Here is a 19,245-nt window from a genome sequence, read left to right as displayed (position 1 = left end):
TGGAACTCAGTTTTTCTTGTCCATCATCGGCGGATGACCACTACCATCGCGTTTCATGTCGTGGTCAGCGCCGTGGCCGCCCATGTTCGACATATGTTCACGCATATGGGACGCCATGCGGCGATGGCTTTCATCAAAAATCTTTTGCTGTTCTGGGGTCAGCACGGCATAGAAAGTTTTCAGCGCAGTCAGGCGAGTCTGCATTTTCGCCAGATGTTCTTTCATTTTTTCCAGGCCTTTTTCCATGCGTTCAGGTGTCGTCAGCTTTTCCATTTCTTTATGATCTGGACGGGCTGGCATGGTGCCAGGATTCATGGCATCAGTAAAAGTTTTCCATGCTGGTTCCTGGGCAGCGGTAATTTTCAATTTATCATGCAGTTCTGCCTGATGCTTGGCCATGCGCTCCTTCATCTTTTCCGCCCATTTGGCGGGATCCACCGGTCCCTTGGCATGGCCAGCATGGGTATCTGCAGGTGGTGAGGAAGGTGCGCTTTGGGCGAATATGCTACCCGCGACTCCCATCGTAATAACCGTCAAACCAAGAGCTAATTTTTTTTGTAAGGTATTCATCATTTTTGCTTTCTGAACAGACTGAACATACTCGCCGCCTTGCCATGTACATCCTGCAAAAAAGCGAGCAACCTGACTGTGACGTGACCCTCAGGAGCTAAACCCAATCAGACGGGCAGGTTTATTCATTACTTGCCGCCCGTTCCATCTTGCTTAGATCCCGGCATTGCTGCCTCAGACATGGGTCGTATCTTGCGGGACAGATGTAACCCAAACATGTCTGTCTGCCCTTGCTTTGTATCGACGTGTAACAACCTGAGATACCATACAATGGTATGTTACGTACTGTTTCCTGATCGGCTTATCATAACAAGCCGATACAAAATCTTCGTTTTCATAGCACGGACCAGGCTCATAATGAAACCCATGGATACACCTAATAAAATTCTCATTGTTGATGATGACCGCGACATCCGCAATTTGCTGGCCGATTATCTCGATAATAATGGCTACAGTACAGTCACTGCTGCCGAAGGCAATGCCATGTGGGCTACGCTGCAAAATCAGCAAATTGACCTCATCGTGCTCGATCTGAATCTGCCGGGTGACGACGGCCTGACCCTGTGCCGTACCTTGCGCAGCAAATCCAGCCTGCCGGTCATCATGCTGACCGCACGCGGCGAACCGCTGGACCGCATCCTGGGACTGGAAATGGGCGCCGACGATTACCTGCCCAAGCCCTTTGAACCGCGTGAACTGCTGGCACGCATACGTAGCGTATTGCGACGCACCCAGACCAATATCAACCCACATACCGGCGAAGCCTTGCAAAAACTTAAATTTGCTGGCTGGACCCTGGACTTGACAGCCCGTCACCTGATCAGCCCGGACGATATGGTCGTGTCGCTGTCAGGCGCAGAATTCCGCATGTTGAATATCTTCCTGGATCACCCCAACCGTGTACTGAATCGTGATCAGTTGTTGAACATGACGCATGGACGCGATGCCGATCCGTTTGATCGTTCCATCGACATCCAGATCAGTCGCTTGCGTCAAAAGTTGAGGGAAGATGCACGCTCGCCACAAATCATCAAAACGGTCAGAAATGGCGGTTATGTACTGGCCGTGACTGTCGCGGTGGAGCAAGAATAATGAAAATTTTGTCATCGATGTGGGGCAGGGTATTTGCCATTCTTTTACTTGGCGTTATTGCGTCCACAGCGCTGACCTGGTGGCTGGCTTTTGGTGAACGCCAGAAAACCATTACCCAATACCGTGACTCACACGCGGTTGAACGGGCTGAACAACTGGTACTGGCACTGGATGCCTTGCCAGAAGCCAATCGCGAAGCTTTTCTGGCAACAGCACCTCGCCTGGGCCTGCAAGTGGCAACATTGCCAACTGAAACGTCGGACCATGCACCACGTTCAGAATATGCGGCAGCGGTCAGTGAACGGCTGGGCAAGACTTTTCGTGTCACGTCACTGGTGCAAGACCCGGCATCCTGCCCACGTGTACCACAAAATGTCCAGACCAACCGTCTGCCCTGTGAAGCCCTGGGTATCACTTTGCATGACGGCACCACCTTGCGCCTGACTGTGCTGCCACCACGCAGTCCGACGCCGCCTTTGCGGCCGGATTTCATTCAGTACCTGTTCCTGTTTTTGGCCAGTATTGCCGTACTGACGTTCATTATTGCCCGCATGTCCATGCGCCCCCTGCAGCAAATGGCACAAGCCGCCACCGCGCTGGGACAGGACATCAACCGTCCGCCCTTGCCAGAAGAAGGTGCCACAGAAATCCTGCAGGCAACCCGTGCTTTTAATGCCATGCAGGCGAGGATACGTCAACATATCGCCCAGCGTACTCATATGCTGGCAGCCATCACCCATGATTTGCAAACCCCGCTGACACGTCTGCGACTGCGCCTGGAAAAGGTCAAGGATGATGAGTTGCGCGACAAGCTGATAGAAGATTTGTCCGGCATGCAAATGATGATACGCGAGGGCCTGGATCTGGCCCGCAGCATGGATAGCAATGAAGCACTGAAACCGCTGGACCTGGATTCCCTGCTCGACAGTGTCTGTGCCGATGCAGCCGATGCCGGCCAAAATGTCAGCTTTCAGGGACAACCCGGCGTCACCGTGATGGCCAGGCCGCAGGCACTGCGTCGTTGCCTGACCAATCTGATCGACAACGCGGTCAAATACGGCCAATTCGCCAAAGTCAGCCTGGTCGCAGGCAAAGATGCTGCTCACGATGTCATGCATGTGCTGATACGCGATGGTGGCAGTGGCATACCACCGGAATTTCAGACCAAAGTCTTTGAACCTTTTTTTCGCATGGAAACCTCACGCTCACGCGAATCTGGCGGCACTGGCCTGGGCCTGACCATCGCCCAGAATATCGCCCAGCAGCATGGTGGAAAACTGCAGCTCAGCAATTTGTCCGAAGGCGGGCTGGAAGTGCGGCTGACTTTACCCTTGCAGGCGAGTTAAAGACAGCTAGCTGAAAGTTAGCATGACGGGGTTTCTGTGAACTTTTCCCATGCTACTTGCTGAGCTGATTCACGCAGTTGCGTTTCTAAATATGCATGATCAGCAATGGGCATATTATCGGTAATTGCTTCATAGGTGTTGTGGTTGTATATAGCCAGATCGCTCAGTTTTTGCCAACGCTGCGCTGGAATTTGTATCACCAGTTGGCGCTGATATTCGCATTTGGTATTAAATATCCGAAATTGCGGCATGATCTCGATATGCAAGACACCATGCCCCTTATCCAGCGTCAGATAAGGTTTGGCGATGGCCCCGGAATCATAAAAAATAGTCCTGATCGTAATGCGCAGGCTATTGTCTGCCACCACTTGCAAATGAACAAAGTTTGGAGTCGCCAATGTATCTTCGATTGCCCTGGTGGCGGACACCAGTTCAACCGCAGTACCATTTAGTCGACTGGTAATTTCATCTGAAAATTGGCAGTAAGTCAGAATGAGGACAAACGAGAGAAGGAATATATTTCTTTTTTTCAAGTTCAATACCTGTCAAAACGCGTAGCCATTGCTCGCCATAGCACTCAGGAAACCGCCACCGACATCATGCTGATGGCACCTAGTTCCATGCCTTCGGCAAAGATGCTTAGTTGCTCATCCTGCCGCTTGCTACCCAATACATACAGCAACGGCAAGAAATGTTCGTTGCTAGGTACGGCCAGATCAGCATCGCTGCCAAATTGTTCGTAATGCACCAGCTTGTCCCAATCTTGTTCCAGGATGGCTGCACGCATGTTGTCGTTAAAGCGCTGCGCCCAGTCATAAGCACGCACTTGTGATGACATGCGGCGTAGATTGTGGACCACGTTACCACTGGCCATCAGCATCACGCCTTCGTCGCGCAAGACACTCAATTGCCGTCCCAGTTCAAAATGCCAGGCCGCGGGCTGGGATAAATCCAGACTCAGTTGCACCACGGGTATGTCTGCTTGTGGATACATTTTGACCAGCACTGACCAGGTACCATGGTCCAGACCCCATTGCTGATCTTGTATCACAGTCATAGGTGCCAGCAATTCTGCCACACGGGCGGCGAGGGCAGGGTCGCCAACAGCAGGATACTGGATATCAAACAGGGCCTGCGGAAAACCGCCGAAATCATGAATCGTCCTTGGTCTGGGCATGGCTGTCACAGCCACCCCACGCGTCATCCAGTGAGCAGATACCATCAGTATCGCCTTTGGGCGGGCCACAGTTTGTCCAAGATCATGCCAGGCACGGGTATAGTCATTGTCTTCCAGGGCATTCATGGGACTGCCATGACCGATGAAGATGGCGGGTGAACGTGTGGATACAGACATGGTGGCTCCTGCTGGCAAAATGCCAATGAAAGTGTCAGAGAAAGTGTCAGAATACGCCAAAAGCCTTGTTTTAGTTTGCCCATACACTCAGGCTCACCTGTAAAATTCCGAAAAATAGCTTAAGGATAAAAACATGATCAATTTACAGCTAGGTGATGTCAGCCATATCATCCAACTTGCCATTGCCCCGGTCTTTCTACTGACGGGCGTTGGTACCAAACTCTCGGTGCTAACCAGCCGTCTCGCACGTATCATTGACCGTTCCCGCGTGGTGGAGGATTTGCTGCACGGTGATAATAGCCCGGCAGTCAATCCACCCGGGCTGGAAGAGGAGTTACATGAATTATATGAACGCTCTCACCTGATCAATCGCGCGATCACGCTCAGTACCTCTTGCGGCCTGTTCATATGCCTGGTGATTGCCACCCTGTTCCTGGGCGATGCCACCAGCCTGAATCTGGATAAGCTGATTGCGGCCTTGTTTGTCGGCGGCGTATTTTCGTTGATAGGTAGCTTTATCTATTTCATGCGCGAGATTTTTGTCGCCACCAAAACCTTGACCCGCCAGCGCAAATTGGGGCGACGTAAAATTGTACAAAAATGACTTCTCAGGCATAAATAAAAAGCCCCGCTATCTGTCGATGCGGGGCTTTTGTTTGCAAGCAGCTGTTATTTTGTGACTACAGGTGCCTGCACCATGACGATAACATCAATGGACGCAGTGCCAGGATTAGCAACCGTGATGGGTTGATAACTGCCCGTGGCGCGGAAAACCAGAGTGCCAGGTATGCTGGGTGCAATAAAACCAGCATTGGCGGTACCAGCACCGGCTATGACGACGGAAGTACCGGTAATTTGCGACCAGCTGTAATACACAATACTCGACCCGGTATTCGACGGTGCATCGACTTTCAGGGTGACTGCACTGCCGGTCAACACTACCTGTACCGGGGTGTATGACACCAGCGAAATTGGCGGCAAGGGATCAACATAAAACACCACGTCCATCTGCGCAATTGGATCAAGCGAAAAACCGCCAGAGGTAATCACCGAATTTGATACATTCAGCGTGAACACAAACGCCGTGCGGGTATCCAGAAACTTGGGTAAGGATGCACTGGCGACACTGCTGAAGGCATTGAAGATTTGTATCGGCGGACCGGATTTTTGCGTCCAGAAATAAAACAGAGGCGTGCTACTGTCGACCTTGCCGCTGGCATCATATTTGACAGACTTGCTACCATCGAGGCTGATCGTGGAACCAGCTGCGACTGCACCACCGCTATAAGAAATTGGTACGACCGTAGGCTTGACGATGGGTGTGACCGTCACGGTCTGGGTTGCCGTACCAACTTTTTGCTTGTCATCTGTAACGCGGCATTGCACTTTCAGGGCGGTGGATGCGGTCACAACCGGGGCCGTAAAACTGGTCGCTGCAGCATCTGTCGGTGCCAGGGTAATTGTCGTGCCCGCTGCGTCACTGACCACCCATTGATAAGAATAGGCGTCGCCTGTTGTTGCAGGTGTACCGCCACTGCCTGCACAACTGAGGCTGACCTTGTCGCCTGAAGTGGCGGTCGTGTTGCCAGTAATCTTGGCTACTGGATTGGCTGTCGTGGATGCCTCCTGTTTCACCAACAACGTGGTGGATGCCTTGACGGTATTGCCTTTGACATCGACGGCATTCAGGGTGAACTTGTAGGTATAGTCGGCAGTTAATATGGCAGGTGGTGTGACTTGCAAGACACAGCTGGCTTCCGCACCGCTGCTACTTTTTTGTATGGTCTTGCAATCGGCATTAGTCACGGCTGTCAGCGGATTGGCTGACAAGGTCAGATTTTCTACCTGCCAGTACATATTCGTGATGACACCGGCAGTACTGCTGGCCTGGCCATTAAAACTCAGAGGGACACCACTGGTCACAGTCAGGGGATCGGGAACCGCAATCGCCATAGGATTGGCTGTCGTTCCACCCGACGTGCCTGAGCCCGAACTACTGCCGCCACCACCGCAGGCCACCATTGCCAGGCTGGATAAAACGATAAGGGCTGTTTTGATTTGCTGAAACACGCTGACTCCGATGACTTACAAAATAGAGAAATTCTCACCATTGTAGCTTTATGCTGGCAATTGCAATACCTTTAAGCCAAGTGTTGACAAAATGTTTCAAGTTTCTGCAAGACATAATTTATTTACGAACGATCGTGCAAAAATACTTTAGGTATGGCACTCTAATAAAAAAACCGACCAAAACCCGGAGACACTGCTATATGAATACTTTGCATTACGCCCACTGGCCGCAAGGCTTACCCCATCATCTGATTACGCCGGAAGCCAGCGTTTACACGAATTTGCAAGTGTCAGCGCTACGTTACCCCAACAAACCGGCCATCATCTTTTATGACTCCGTCATTACGTACAAGCAACTGCATGATGAAGTATTGGCGCTGGCGGGTTATCTGCAACAGGTCTGCGGTGTGCAAAAAGGCGACAGGGTCTTGCTGAACATGCAAAACAGTCCACAATTTGTGATCGGCTTTTATGCCATCATGCGTGCTGATGCCATGGTAGTGCCTGTCAATCCCATGTTGATGACGGATGAACTGGCACATTACATCGCCGACAGTGGTGCCAGAACTGCGCTGGTCTCGCAAGAGATATTTGCTCGCCTGCAGCCATTGGTGGGGCACAGCATATTACAAAACGCGATAGTGGCTACTTACTCTGACCATTTGAATGTGGCCACTACCCTGACCATCCCTGATTTTGTAAAGGCAGAGCGGCAGGTAGCAGAACAGGCCGGGGTTGTCAGCTGGCAGGCAGCAATCCAGGCGGGACATCAACCACGCAGGCATGAAGCGGGGCCGGACGATCTGGCCTGCATGCCCTATACCTCAGGTACAACTGGCAAACCCAAGGGATGTATCCACAATCACCGCTCGGTCATGTTCAACATCGTGGGTAGCCCCACCTGGTCAGGTGCCATCGTCGCCACTCATGTAGCGCTGGCGGTATTGCCTTTCTTTCATGTTACTGGCATGCAGTCGGTCATGAATGCCATGATCTATTGTGGTGGTACCCTGGTCATCCTGCCACGCTGGGACAGGGATGTTGCCGGGCAACTGATTACCCGTTATGCCGTCAGTAGCTGGACCCTGGTGCCATCGATGATGATCGATTTCCTTTCGAATCCGCGTCTGGGTGAATATGACATTTCCAAATTGACACGCGTATCTGGTGGTGGTGCCGCCATGCCAGCCGCGATTGCACAAAAATTGTATGAATTGTCTGGTCAAGTGTATATGGAAGGTTATGGATTATCCGAAACCATGGCCCCTTCCCACCTCAACCCGCCACAGCGCATGAAACAACAATGCCTGGGCATGCCTTACTTCAACGTTGATTCGCGCGTGGTTGATCCCACCACCTTGCAGGAAGTGAAACAGGGCGAAACCGGTGAAATCTGGATCAATGGCCCGCAAGTCTTCCAGGGTTACTGGAACGACCCGCAAAAAACCGCCGATTCCTTCGCCGAACTTGATGGAAAAAAATTCTTCCGTTCTGGCGACCTGGGTTACATGGACCCAGAAGGCTTCTTCTTCTTCACCGACCGCCTGAAACGCATGATCAACGCCAGCGGCTTCAAAGTCTGGCCCGCCGAAGTCGAATCGATGATGTACCAGCACCCAGCCATACAGGAATGCTGCATCATCGCTGCCCAGGACACCTACCGCGGCGAAACCGTCAAAGCCGTCATCGTCAAAAAACCCGGCAGCGACATCACCGCCGACGACATCATGGCCTGGGCCCACGACAAAATGGCCGCCTACAAAGTACCCAAGTTCGTAGACTTTGTGGACAGTTTGCCGAAATCAGGGACGGGGAAAGTGATGTGGAGGACTTTGCAGGAGAAGGAGTCGGGTAAAAAATAGGGGAACAATCAACGGCGATTACGGCAATTTATTTGCGGTCGCAGTGGTGTTGATTTTGATGTTGCCTCTGGTTTTGAATTTGAGGTTGCTTTTGATCTTAATCCGCTTGGGACGTAGCAATTTGTGCTTCACAGAAAATGGATCAGAAAGCTTCGTGTTTGAGCCGAAGGCGAGTTTCGAAGCTTTCCCATTTTTTGGGATGCACAAATTGTGCTGAAGCGCAGCGCAAGCACCCGAAGGGCAAGTCTGCGGTCGCCTTTTCTTTGGATACTTGCTTTTGGCGACGCAAAAGAAAGTATCTCGGCCGCCGGGACGAGACCCGGCTTGTGTCTACGAAGAGCAATCGTTTAAATCAACGTACAGCAAACAACAACCGCCACTGGAGCACCTCCCGATGTGCTCCAACTTTCGCAATGACGAATATGTGCTTGATACGCCCAGTGTTGGGCTGATAAAGCGTAGCCCAACCTACGCGACTTTGGATACCTGCTTTTGGCGACGCAAAAGAAAGGAATTCGGCCGCCGGGCCGAGACTCGGCTTGTGTCTACGAAGGGCAATCGTTTTAATAACAACCCAAGCATGCAACGAACGCCGCTGAGCTTCCGCACAAAATAACGAATACGTACTTGAAAAGCCCAGTGTTGGGCTGATAAAGCGTAGCCCAACCTACAGCGACGAAATTATGATTGCCGTTGATCGACAGAACCCCATCCTCATCCCTGCCTTCTCCTTGAAAGAGAAGGGGTAAAAATCAGCACAGCAACTGACGCGGCAAACCACCGTGTGGTTGACCGAACCTCAATTAAGGCAGCGGAAACACCAGACACGTCGTCGTCGCATGCGCATAAACCTTCCCCGCCGCATCCACAATACGGCCTTCTGCCGTACCCACCTGCTTACCCACCTGTATCACCTTGCCTTCTGCCCTGACCGGCCCGGTCTTGCTGTTCATGGCACGTATCAGATTCACCTTGATTTCCAAAGTGGTATAGCCCATCCCCTTGGGCAACATCGATTGCACGGCGCAACCCACCGCGGAATCCAGCAGCGTGCAGAAATAGCCGCCATGCACACTGCCCAAGGGATTGTAATGCTGAACACCCGGCGTACCCTGAAACACGATACGGCCCGGCTCACCTTCTACCGGAATGAAATCCAAAGTCTTGCCTATAGGGGCAACCGGATAATCGCCATTCAAAATGCCCAGCAGGAAATCAATACCACTGACTGCTTTCAACTGATCCAGCGTAGCAATGCCGGGTTCAGCCATGCGGGCTCGCACTTCGGCTTCACGGGCCAGCCATTGCTGCAAAACTGCTTCAACTTCTGTACTCATCATGCATCCTTACGCGGAAATAAAATCATTTGTGTGCAACGGAACAGGGCGATAGTCTTGTCCTGATAACTGACCACCGCATCCCATACCTGGGTCGTACGACCCAGATGCACGCCAGTCGCAATGACGCTGATGGTGCCTTCGCGGGCCGTACCCAGGTGATTCGACTTCAGTTCCACTGTCGTAAAACTTTGCGCCCCGGGCGGCAGGCTGCTGATGCAGCCGTAACCGCAGGCTGTATCGGCCAGCGTCACCACACTGCCAGCATGCAAATAACCATTCGGTGCCAACAGGTGAGGCTGAATTGGCAATTCTGCAGTGACGCGTCCCTTTTCGACCGACAGGATACGTATGCCCAGATGGCCGGGCAAGAATGGGGCACCAAACTGGTTCAGGCGTTGTGCCTGTTCGTCTGCCGTCGGGGTAGTACCTGATTCAACTTGCATGATGATCTTCCTTGGTTAAGCTTAACTGGCATTCTAGATATTGCAGGAAAGGGTGGATAGTGTCAGTATTGACTCTTTCAATGCAGATTACGACAAATGATTAATATTGAAGCCTGGCTCTATCCGCAATGCATGGCATCTGCGGTCACGGGTCCGCTGGATGTATTTGCCGTTGCCAATGCCATCTGGGCAATAAAAAACCGGGATGATGTCGGCCCCTTGTTCAGGTGGAGCCTGCGCTCATTGGATGGCAAGCCTGTCATGACACCCGCCCGTGTCAGTCTGATTGCTGATGGTCCCATAGAGGCAGACAGCAAGGCTGATGTCATTCTGCTGCCTGGTATTTATATTGGCAATGGTATCCCTGGCCTGCTTGGTGATTTGCATGAGATGCGTGATCTGTTCCCCATTTTGCGTGAAAAGCACCGACAGGGAGCCATACTGGCCTCGAATTGCAGTGCCACATTCTTGCTGGCTGAAGCTGGCTTGCTGAATGGCGGGCATGCCACCACAACCTGGTGGCTGGAGCGGGCTTTCAAGGCCCGCTATCCTGATGTGCAATTGCATCTGGCCGAGGTATTGAACGAGTATGACAACATCCTGACCAGCGGTGCCGCGACCAGTTATCTGAATCTGGCCTATCACCTGGTGGAACGATTTGGCGGGCAGGATGTTGCCACGGGCGTTTCCAAGACCCTGCTGATAGACGCCAATCGCGCTTCGCAAATGCCATATATGCAATTGCTGACGATGACCCAGCAAGATTCCCAGCCACATGAAAACCCGCTGGTCCAGCGCGCGCAAAAATGGCTGAACCAGAATCACCACCTGCCTTTCCGCCTGCCAGCACTGGCCGAACATCTGGCCGTCAGCGAACGCACTGTCATACGGCATTTCCACCAGACGCTGGATACCACGCCAGCCAGTTATGCCCAGCAAATCAAGATGGATATTGCCAAACGCCTGCTGGAAACCACCACGTTGACACTGGAACAGGTGGCAGAGCGCACCGGCTACAGTGACCCCAGTTCTTTCCGTCGTCTGTTCAAACGACATTCGGGCTTGTCACCAGCCAGTTATCGCAAACAATTCAGACCAGCAAAGCGGGGAGTCAGTGTCTGAGTTATCAACTACGCAAGAAGTAGCTTGAACCTTTGACTTTGTAGTTTCCACACGGAAATTGTGCCGGGTTTTTTCTATATAATGACCACATGCACAAACTACCTGGAAAAAGAAAAGTCTCCTATGGCGCTGACACGGTAGCGCCGGAAACTCCTGCTGCCTTGTTTGATAAAGGTGCAATAGAAGGCCGTTCTTTGCCTCCGCCAACAACTGCTCCAGACCTGGCGTTTGTGATTCCAGCTAAGGATTCACCTTCTGCTGATAACGCCCCTGCCTCCAATACCTTCATTAAATTCAATGAAGTAAAGACACAACTGCCGCGTTCCCATGGTCGCTATCTGGTGAAATGGCACATCGCCTTGGTTCATGAGTTCAGTGGCAAGAAACTGACTTATTACGGAAGAATCAACGACATTTCCGAGAATGGTCTCAGCATGTTTTGTGACTACAATGTTTTTTTTAACAGCAGAGTCAGACTGATCATGAGCTTGCCACCGTTGAGTATCGGCGTACAGGCACAAAAAATAGAAGTTGAAAGCAAAATGGTGTACACCATACTTTCGCAATTTTCTTTCCGTATTGGCCTGGAATTTTTGAATTTCCGCGATGGAGAAAAGAAAATATTAATGGACCGCCTGGAAAGCAGTAATGCAGCACTGTCGCCTAACAGCGCTTAAACACTACAGTAAATCACATCCGCCTGAGCTTTAATCACTGCTGCTACAACCGCCGCTGCAACCACCACTACAACCCGAGCTGTCACCGCTGCTATCGCTACTGTCAGCGCTGTAGCCACTACCACTATCATGCGTGGTTTCACCAAAGCCGTAGGGTGAATCACTACTGACGCCGCCATAAAAATCGCCACCGCAATATACAGTGCCGTCAGCATTGGCACGCAAGGCACTGCAATCCGGTTCATAGCGAAAGCCATCGGCAATACTCCATTTGGCATCCAGCGCGAACAGCAGAGGCAGGCGGGTGGCACGACGCGGATTGATGTTTTCTTCCAGGCAGGCAAACCACCACGTACGCCGCAGGCCATCGTTGTTACGCAGATTACTGCCCAGCACAGCAGCTGGCGTATGGTGCATATAACGACCAAAAGCCTTGTTGCAGAATTGTTCGTAATTTTTTGTATATAAAATAAATTCATGCCATAGATCATCGACCACCTGTGAAGGCATGGCGATATGCTTGTAGCCGGATTTTAAATACACCAGAAAAAACTGCCTCAGCGCCCGTGCCACCAGTTGCTGGTCTTTCAAGGAAAGATCGGGACGCAGTTTGTGGAGCCTTTCCAACAATCCAGGCGGAAACATATAACTGCGAATGTAATCCGCCTGAGCGGCCCGCCGCCAGCGCGTCCAGACAAAAATCAGGCTGGCTGAGAGAGCCAGCACCACAACAGTCATCAATATAGGCATTTAGTCATCCACAGAATTTAACAAAAACTTGCGACTTTGCTGCTTTGCGGCAAAACAATTTTGGCATAGTATGGAAACAAGGACTCAAATTTTCTGCATAGTAATGTGAGAGACGGTCAATTCCCTTGAGTCTCTGAATGGACCCAAAGCCCAACCGAAGCTTATTTCACAGTTACAAAGACATACCGGATTTTCTCTTCCCCAGAATCTGTTATGTTGAATTTCGAAAAATATTTTTTCTCATTTGGCAGCAAACGAAGTTTTTTCTGGGAGATACACGATGAATTTGCGTCACTTGCGCATAGGAACCCGACTCGCTGTCGGCTTTGGTGTAATACTCGCCACCCTCATACTCATCCTTGTCCTCGACAGCATATTCAGCGCCAGCAATCGCAAAGAAATGGTCGCTGGTCTGGAACTATCACATGCCAAAACCGAACTGGCTGCCACCATGAAAAGCAGCATGCTCGAAGGTGGCATTGCCATACGCAATATCGGCCTGCAAAGTGATATTGGTGAAATCGACAAGCAAAAGGTCATCTCAAAAAAGCAACAAGCTCGCTTTGCCGAGGCACGCGACAAACTGATCGCCCTTGGTCTGAACAGTGAAGAGAAAAAAATCCTGGATACCGTTTCTGAAATGGACAAGGAAATCGACGTTCCTACCAAGGAGGCCATGAAGATGCTGCTGGCTTTCAACGGCGAAGAAGCGGTCAAGGTGATTGCCACCAAAGTTGATCCATTGCAACAAAAAGCTTTACTCGAAATTAATAAACTAGTCGACATACAAAACAAGGCTGCCTCTGAGTTGTCAGCCATCGCCGAAAGCAAGGGCAAGCAACTAACGGTTACCCTGTTTGCGATTGGCGCAGTGATTTTATTGATAGGCGCAGGCTTCTCTGTGTTTTTGACACGCAGCATCACCACCCCACTGCGCGATGCTGTCGTGATTGCGAAACGGGTCGCCGCTGGCGAATTGTCTTTCCGTGAAACCACTGACGGTAAAGACGAAATCAGTGAATTGTTGAATGCATTAAAAGAAATGAATGACAATTTGTATCATATAGTCAGCGAAGTACGCCAGGGTACCGATGCCATCGCCATTGCCGCCGTCGAAATTTCTTCCGGCAATGCTGACCTGTCTTCGCGTACAGAAACCCAGGCTGGTGCACTGGAAGAAACCGCCAGTTCCATGGAAGAAATCACCGCTACCGTCAGACATAACGCTGACAATGCCAGACAGGCAAGTGGGCTGGTGACCTCGGCCTCCAACTTTGCCATCAAGGGTGGTGAGGAAGTCGGAAAAGTAGTCCACACCATGAATTCCATCAAGGAAAGCTCGCGCAAGATTGTTGATATCATCAGTGTGATTGACGGCATTGCCTTCCAGACCAATATCCTGGCCCTGAACGCGGCAGTGGAAGCTGCACGTGCCGGTGAACAGGGACGCGGCTTTGCAGTGGTAGCATCGGAGGTAAGAAATCTGGCCCAGCGCAGCGCCAGCGCCGCCAAGGAAATCAAGACCCTGATCAGCGATTCCGTAGAAAAAGTCGATACTGGCGGAAAACTGGTTGATGCAGCTGGCAAAACCATGGATGAGATAGTCGCCTCGGTCAAGCATGTGGCGGATATCATGACTGAGATCAGTGCCGCCGGCCAGGAACAAACTTCAGGCATAGAAGAAGTCAATCGTGCCATCAATCAGATGGATGAAATGACACAGCAAAATGCTGCCCTGGTAGAACAGGCCGCCGCCGCAGCGGAAAGCATGGAAGAGCAAGCCAATAATCTGGCACATGCAGTCACAGCCTTCAAGCTTGACACGCGCAACAATCCTGCACGCCGGGCACAGCCGGCAAGGGTCAGCGCCGCCCCAGCAGAAGATGAAAATACGGAATCCAACTTGATTAAGGCAACTGCTGGTAAACTAGTGAAAGTATTAGGTTGGAATAAAAGTTAAGCGAGAGATAGAAACAGACCCTCGCTTCGGGTCTTTTCTATCTAGAAATGAATATGAACAAGTCGGAAGCACTAAAGCGTATCGTTGAACAGGCCAGCAAAGGCGATTTGGTATTTCCGACCAATGTCAACGCTTCCCTCAAGATACAGCAGGCACTGGATGACCCGGATTGCGGTATAGAAACTGCAGCCAAACTGGTCATGACTGAACCGCTGATGTCAGCCCGCGTAGTAGCCATTGCCAACTCCGTCGCCTACAACCGCTTTGGCGGCGGAGTCACCAATATCCGTACGGCCATCACCATACTTGGTTTCAATACCCTGCGCTCAGTTACAGCAGCCGTTGTCATGCGGCAATTAAGTGCTGCCGTATCCAACCCCGGCATACGCGCCAAAATGGATGCCCTTTGGCGTCATTCTGCCTACGTCGCCGCACTGGCTCACCTGATTGCCCGCAAGGTCAGCAAGGTGGATGCCGAAACTGCCTTGTTTGCTGGCATTGTGCATGAAGTAGGTGGTTTTTATCTGCTGTCGCGCGCCCAGGAATTCCCGTCCTTGCTGGAAATCGACACCGCGCCACCGTCCCCGGATAGCTTGGCCGAAACGGATGAAACCTTCATCGGCCGTGCTGTCCTGAATAAACTACTGGTACCCAAACGCGTCGTCTCTGCCGTCGAAGCACTGTGGTATGGCATGCGTGTCATGCCGCCAGAAACGCTGGGGGATACTCTGCTGCTGGCCAATGAACTGGCTGCCGTCCCCTCGCCACTGGACCCACGCTCACCAGAAAGCATACGTCTGTCCGCTTCAGAAATTGATTTCGCCGTTGGCGAAGGCACCTTGCTTTCCATCTTGTCCGAATCGGCAGAAGATGTCGAATCCCTGACTGCGACGCTGATCAGCTAAGCATTAATCGCACACCTTGCGTGTGCGACAACAAACTTGTTGAAATTTCGGCATAATAGACTACGCATCCATCCGTAGCAGGCGTGGGCTCTGCCTCCTGCAGTAATGCCACAGGCATTTTGTCACCTGCTGAACTCCACCACATTCAAAGGAAAAACCATGCAATTGAAAAGTTTGCTTCGTTCCGGCTTGTTCAGCTCATCCATCCTGGCTGGTATTGCGGTGTTTGGTATTCCCGCCATCAGCGCCCAGGCCGCTGCGCCCATGGCAAAAACCAACGCTCCCGGTTTTTACCGAAGCATGCTGGGTGATTTTGAAATCACAGTCTTGTCTGACGGTACAGTCCCATTGCCAGTTGATAAACTGTTGACCAATACCACGCCAGAAAAAGTCAACAAAGCACTGGCCAAATACCACCAGCAAAGCCCGCTGGCGACTTCTTTCAATGGTTTTCTCATCAACACTGGCAGCAAACTGATTTTGATAGACACAGGTGCCGGTGTCTTCTTTGGGCCAACGGTGGGCAAGTTACAGGCAAATCTGAGGGCATCCGGTTACCTGCCTGAGCAAGTTGATGAAATTTACATCACCCACATGCATACCGACCACATTGGTGGCCTGGTGGATGGCGATAAAGCCGTCTTCCCGAATGCCATCGTGCGTATAGACCAGCATGACACGGATTTCTGGTTAAGCCAGGCCAATCTGGACAAGGCCACTGGTGATGCCAAGGGTAGCTTTGAGAAAGCCATCGCCATCCTGAAACCTTATGTGCAGGCAGGCAAGCTGACGCCATTTGAAGGTGATACAGAACTGACGCCAGGCATCAAGGCAGTTGCCGCCCATGGTCATACCCCTGGTCACACCGCCTACAAAGTCGAAAGCAAGGGGCAGACCCTGATGTTGTGGGGTGACCTGATGCATGTCGCCGCCGTCCAGTTTGATAATCCCACCGTCACCATCAAATTTGACAGTGACAGCAAGGCCGCTTATGCCCAAAGACAAAAAGCCTATGCTGACGCCGCGCAACAAGGCTATCTGGTAGGTGCTGCCCACCTGGCGTTTCCTGCCCTGGGCTATGTACGTAAAGAGGGCAAGGCCTACGCCTGGACACCTTTGAACTATGCACCGCTGCCATAAGCGATTGTCATCTGCCTGATTGACAGTACCCGGCAAATCGGACACAGTGCAAATTCTGTCCTTTGCCGGGTTTAAGAGCGCATCTCACTCCTTTTGATGAAGCGAGTTCTACATGACTCCTGAATATCAGAATACCGTCATTTCAGCGCCGCTCATCACTGATGATTTTGACCTGCGCCACCTGCCCGCAGATTTTTACCTGAACCCTTATCCCTACTATCACGCCCTGCGTGAGCAAACCCCGGTGCGCAAGATGCCGGATGGTTCTTACCTGCTGACGCGTTATGCCGACCTGGTCCATGTGTACAAGGACGCCAAGACCTTCAGCTCGGACAAAAAACTGGAATTCAAACCGCGCTACGGTGACTCACTGCTATATGAACATCACACCAATAGCCTGGTCTTCAATGACCCGCCGTTACACACAAGGGTACGTCGCCTGATCATGGGTGGCCTGACACCGGCAGCCATGGCCGATACCGAACCCGGCCTGATCAAACTGGTGGATGGCTTGCTGGACCAGATGGAAAACAAGGACGAGGTTGACCTGATTACCGATTTCGCGTCCGCCATACCAGTCGAGATCATCGGCAATTTGCTGGCCGTACCACATGATGAACGCGAACCCTTGCGTGCCTGGTCGCTGGCGATATTGGGTGCGCTGGAACCTGCCATCACCCCGGAATTTTTTGCCTATGCCAATCAATGTGTCGCCGATTTTTTGGCCTACCTCAAAGAACTGGTAGCAAAGCGCCGCCTGCATCCAGGTGACCCAAAAACCGATATGCTGACACGCCTGATAGAAGGTGAAGCCAATGGCGAAAAACTGACCGAAACTGAACTCTTGCAAAACTGTATTTTCTTGCTGAATGCAGGGCATGAAACCACTACCAATTTAATTGGCAATGGCCTGGTCGCCTTGCAGGAATGGCCACAACAAAAAGCCCGCCTGATCGCCCAGCCAGAAATGATCAACACAGCCATCGAAGAATTCTTGCGCTTTGAAAGTTCCAACCAGTTGGGTAATCGCATGACGACGATAGATACCCAAATCGGCGGCATCGATATAGCAGCAGGTAGCCGCATCAGCCTGTGCATAGGTGCGGCGAATCGTGACCCCTTGCAATTCCCAGATCCGGACCAACTCAACCTTAGCCGCAGCCCGAATCGTCATCTGGCCTTTGCATCCGGCATACATCAATGTGCCGGTATGTTTTTGGCGCGGCTGGAAGGCAGGGTTGCGATTTCACGTCTGCTGGCGCGCTTCCCGAATCATGAATTGAGTGCGGCGCCGGTCAGAGGTGGGCGCGCACGCTTTCGCGGCTTTTTATCGGTACCTTGTAAACTATAAAAATTCTTCACAACAAAAAATACGGAGACTATATGAAAATCAATATCCACTTCAAAAAAAGCCTGCTGGCACTGACGACAACTTTACTCTGTGCCGGTGCTCAGGCACAAATCAAGATAGGCGTGACTATTTCATCGACAGGGCCAGCTGCATCATTGGGCATACCAGAGAAAAACGCCATCGCCATGCTGCCCAAAGAAATCGCTGGCAAGAAAGTGGAATACATCATCCTTGATGATGCTTCTGACACCACGCAAACCGTGACCAATACCCGCAAGCTGATCTCAGAAGAAAAAGTCGATGCCATCATAGGTTCAACCACGACGCCGAATTCCCTCGCCATGCTGGGTGTCATTGGTGAAGGCAAGACACCCGCCATCAGCCTGGCATCCAGCAACCGCATCATCGAACCCATGGATGCCAATAAAGCCTGGATGTTCAAGACACCCCAGACCGACACCATGATGGCGATAGCGATTGCCGAAGACATGAGCAAAAAGGGCGTCAAGACCATGGGCTTCATCGGCTTTTCTGATGCGCTGGGTGAAGCCTTTCTGGTGGAAGTGACGAAATATGCCGAACTGAAAAAGATCAAGGTCGTCGCCACGGAACGTTTCAGCCGCAATGACAATAGCGTGGTCGGCCAGGTCTTGAAACTGATGGCAAGCAACCCGGATGCCATCGTTGTTGGTGCCTCCGGCACACCCGCTGCGCTACCACCCAAAACCCTGGTAGAACGCGGCTACAAGGGCCGCATCTATCACAACCATGGCGTTGCCAACAGCGACTTCCTGCGCGTCTGCGGCAAAGACTGTGATGCCACCTATCTGCCCACTGGCCCGGTGATGGTGGCCAAACAACTGGCTGACAATAATCCTGTCAAAAAAGCTGCTCTGGATTTTTCCAACAAATTTGAAACTACCTACGGCGCAGGCAGCCTGGCCGCCTTCGCCTCGTATGCCTGGGATGCCGGCTTGCTGCTGCAACAAGCCATCCCCGTCGCTTTAAAGAAAGCCGCCCCCGGCACCGCAGAATTCCGCGCCGCCTTGCGTGATGCCCTGGAAGCTACCCGGGGCCTGGCGACCACCAATGGCGTCGTCAACATGAGCAAAACCGATCACCTGGGCCTGGACCAGAGAGCACGCGTGATGGTGCAGATCAAGGGCGGGAAATGGGTGTATCAGGCGGAATAGAGCTGAGCAAGCTTTCGCATATGCATGTTGACCAAGCGTAGTAAACTGCTCAACCCAGCTGACTTGAAGA

Annotated in this window: 18 protein-coding genes; 11 read left to right on the top strand and 7 right to left on the bottom strand. The window is 51.8% G+C overall.

The genetic code is table 11. The features are described from left to right. Positions 1–6: 6 nt before the first annotated feature. A complete protein-coding gene (locus AC1RVX_RS03060; protein ID WP_493215094.1) occupies positions 7–573 on the bottom strand; it encodes a Spy/CpxP family protein refolding chaperone in 567 nt (188 codons plus the stop codon). Positions 574–936: 363 nt separating this feature from the next. On the opposite strand from AC1RVX_RS03060, the gene AC1RVX_RS03055 reads away from it, so the two are divergent. Together AC1RVX_RS03055 and AC1RVX_RS03050 are read left to right on the top strand one after the other, a co-directional pair. Then, the gene (locus tag AC1RVX_RS03055) at positions 937–1,662 is read left to right on the top strand and encodes a response regulator (protein ID WP_493215093.1); all 726 of its coding nucleotides are present in this window, start codon (positions 937–939) and stop codon (positions 1,660–1,662) included. Continuing rightward, positions 1,662–3,008: an ATP-binding protein gene (locus tag AC1RVX_RS03050; protein ID WP_493215092.1), complete on the top strand. Its 1,347-nt coding sequence runs from the start codon at positions 1,662–1,664 to the stop codon at positions 3,006–3,008. Before AC1RVX_RS03055 ends, AC1RVX_RS03050 begins: the two co-directional genes overlap by 1 nt. A 17-nt stretch (positions 3,009–3,025) precedes the next feature. Here AC1RVX_RS03050 and AC1RVX_RS03045 read toward each other — a convergent pair whose 3' ends face one another. Continuing rightward, entirely contained in the window at positions 3,026–3,541 is a 516-nt protein-coding gene (locus tag AC1RVX_RS03045; RefSeq protein WP_493215091.1) for a hypothetical protein, read from the bottom strand. 44 nt (positions 3,542–3,585) lie between these two features. After that, entirely contained in the window at positions 3,586–4,362 is a 777-nt protein-coding gene (ygiD, locus tag AC1RVX_RS03040; protein ID WP_493215090.1) for a 4,5-DOPA-extradiol-dioxygenase, read from the bottom strand. A gap of 136 nt (positions 4,363–4,498) precedes the next feature. Here ygiD and AC1RVX_RS03035 point away from each other — a divergent pair, with 136 nt between their 5' ends. Continuing rightward, positions 4,499–4,966 (top strand): DUF2721 domain-containing protein, encoded by a 468-nt coding sequence (locus AC1RVX_RS03035; RefSeq protein WP_493215158.1) that lies wholly within the window; start codon positions 4,499–4,501, stop codon positions 4,964–4,966. Positions 4,967–5,031: 65 nt separating this feature from the next. Here the strand turns inward: AC1RVX_RS03035 and AC1RVX_RS03030 are convergent, their stop codons facing one another. Continuing rightward, positions 5,032–6,432 carry a PKD domain-containing protein gene (locus AC1RVX_RS03030; RefSeq protein ID WP_493215089.1) on the bottom strand — a complete coding sequence of 467 codons (1,401 nt, stop codon included), beginning with the start codon at positions 6,430–6,432 and terminating at the stop codon, positions 5,032–5,034. A gap of 200 nt (positions 6,433–6,632) precedes the next feature. Here AC1RVX_RS03030 and AC1RVX_RS03025 point away from each other — a divergent pair, with 200 nt between their 5' ends. Continuing rightward, a complete protein-coding gene (locus AC1RVX_RS03025) occupies positions 6,633–8,294 on the top strand; it encodes a long-chain fatty acid--CoA ligase (protein ID WP_493215088.1) in 1,662 nt (553 codons plus the stop codon). Positions 8,295–9,097: 803 nt separating this feature from the next. Here the strand turns inward: AC1RVX_RS03025 and AC1RVX_RS03020 are convergent. Both AC1RVX_RS03020 and AC1RVX_RS03015 read right to left on the bottom strand, forming a co-directional pair. Next, positions 9,098–9,631, bottom strand: coding sequence for a PaaI family thioesterase (locus AC1RVX_RS03020; protein WP_493215157.1), 534 nt, complete (start codon positions 9,629–9,631; stop codon positions 9,098–9,100). Continuing rightward, a complete protein-coding gene (locus AC1RVX_RS03015) occupies positions 9,631–10,077 on the bottom strand; it encodes a PaaI family thioesterase (RefSeq protein WP_493215087.1) in 447 nt (148 codons plus the stop codon). Before AC1RVX_RS03015 ends, AC1RVX_RS03020 begins: the two co-directional genes overlap by 1 nt. A 96-nt stretch (positions 10,078–10,173) precedes the next feature. Between AC1RVX_RS03015 and AC1RVX_RS03010 the strand changes: the two genes are divergently transcribed. Together AC1RVX_RS03010 and AC1RVX_RS03005 are read left to right on the top strand one after the other, a co-directional pair. Then, the gene (locus AC1RVX_RS03010; RefSeq protein WP_493215086.1) at positions 10,174–11,199 is read left to right on the top strand and encodes a GlxA family transcriptional regulator; all 1,026 of its coding nucleotides are present in this window, start codon (positions 10,174–10,176) and stop codon (positions 11,197–11,199) included. Positions 11,200–11,288: 89 nt separating this feature from the next. After that, positions 11,289–11,876, top strand: coding sequence for a PilZ domain-containing protein (locus AC1RVX_RS03005; RefSeq protein ID WP_493215085.1), 588 nt, complete (start codon positions 11,289–11,291; stop codon positions 11,874–11,876). A 30-nt stretch (positions 11,877–11,906) separates the two neighbouring features. Here the strand turns inward: AC1RVX_RS03005 and AC1RVX_RS03000 are convergent, their stop codons facing one another. After that, positions 11,907–12,626: a glycine-rich domain-containing protein gene (locus AC1RVX_RS03000; RefSeq protein WP_493215084.1), complete on the bottom strand. Its 720-nt coding sequence runs from the start codon at positions 12,624–12,626 to the stop codon at positions 11,907–11,909. A 280-nt stretch (positions 12,627–12,906) separates the two neighbouring features. On the opposite strand from AC1RVX_RS03000, the gene AC1RVX_RS02995 reads away from it, so the two are divergent. The 5 genes from AC1RVX_RS02995 (at position 12,907) to AC1RVX_RS02975 (ending at position 19,175) form a co-directional block, all read left to right on the top strand. Next, on the top strand, positions 12,907–14,586 hold the full coding sequence (locus AC1RVX_RS02995; protein WP_493215083.1) for a methyl-accepting chemotaxis protein: 1,680 nt from the start codon (positions 12,907–12,909) through the stop codon (positions 14,584–14,586). A 53-nt stretch (positions 14,587–14,639) separates the two neighbouring features. Next, positions 14,640–15,491 carry an HDOD domain-containing protein gene (locus AC1RVX_RS02990; protein WP_493215082.1) on the top strand — a complete coding sequence of 284 codons (852 nt, stop codon included), beginning with the start codon at positions 14,640–14,642 and terminating at the stop codon, positions 15,489–15,491. A 159-nt stretch (positions 15,492–15,650) separates the two neighbouring features. Then, the gene (locus tag AC1RVX_RS02985; RefSeq protein WP_493215081.1) at positions 15,651–16,631 is read left to right on the top strand and encodes an MBL fold metallo-hydrolase; all 981 of its coding nucleotides are present in this window, start codon (positions 15,651–15,653) and stop codon (positions 16,629–16,631) included. 112 nt (positions 16,632–16,743) lie between these two features. Further along, on the top strand, positions 16,744–17,982 hold the full coding sequence (locus AC1RVX_RS02980) for a cytochrome P450 (protein WP_493215080.1): 1,239 nt from the start codon (positions 16,744–16,746) through the stop codon (positions 17,980–17,982). A 32-nt stretch (positions 17,983–18,014) separates the two neighbouring features. Continuing rightward, on the top strand, positions 18,015–19,175 hold the full coding sequence (locus tag AC1RVX_RS02975; protein ID WP_493215079.1) for an ABC transporter substrate-binding protein: 1,161 nt from the start codon (positions 18,015–18,017) through the stop codon (positions 19,173–19,175). The last annotated feature ends 70 nt before the right edge of the window (positions 19,176–19,245 follow it).

The organism is Undibacterium sp. GW821-FHT11B02 (assembly GCF_058808955.1).
Note: the sequence above shows the minus strand (reverse complement) of the source record. Positions and strands in the feature narration are given on the sequence as shown.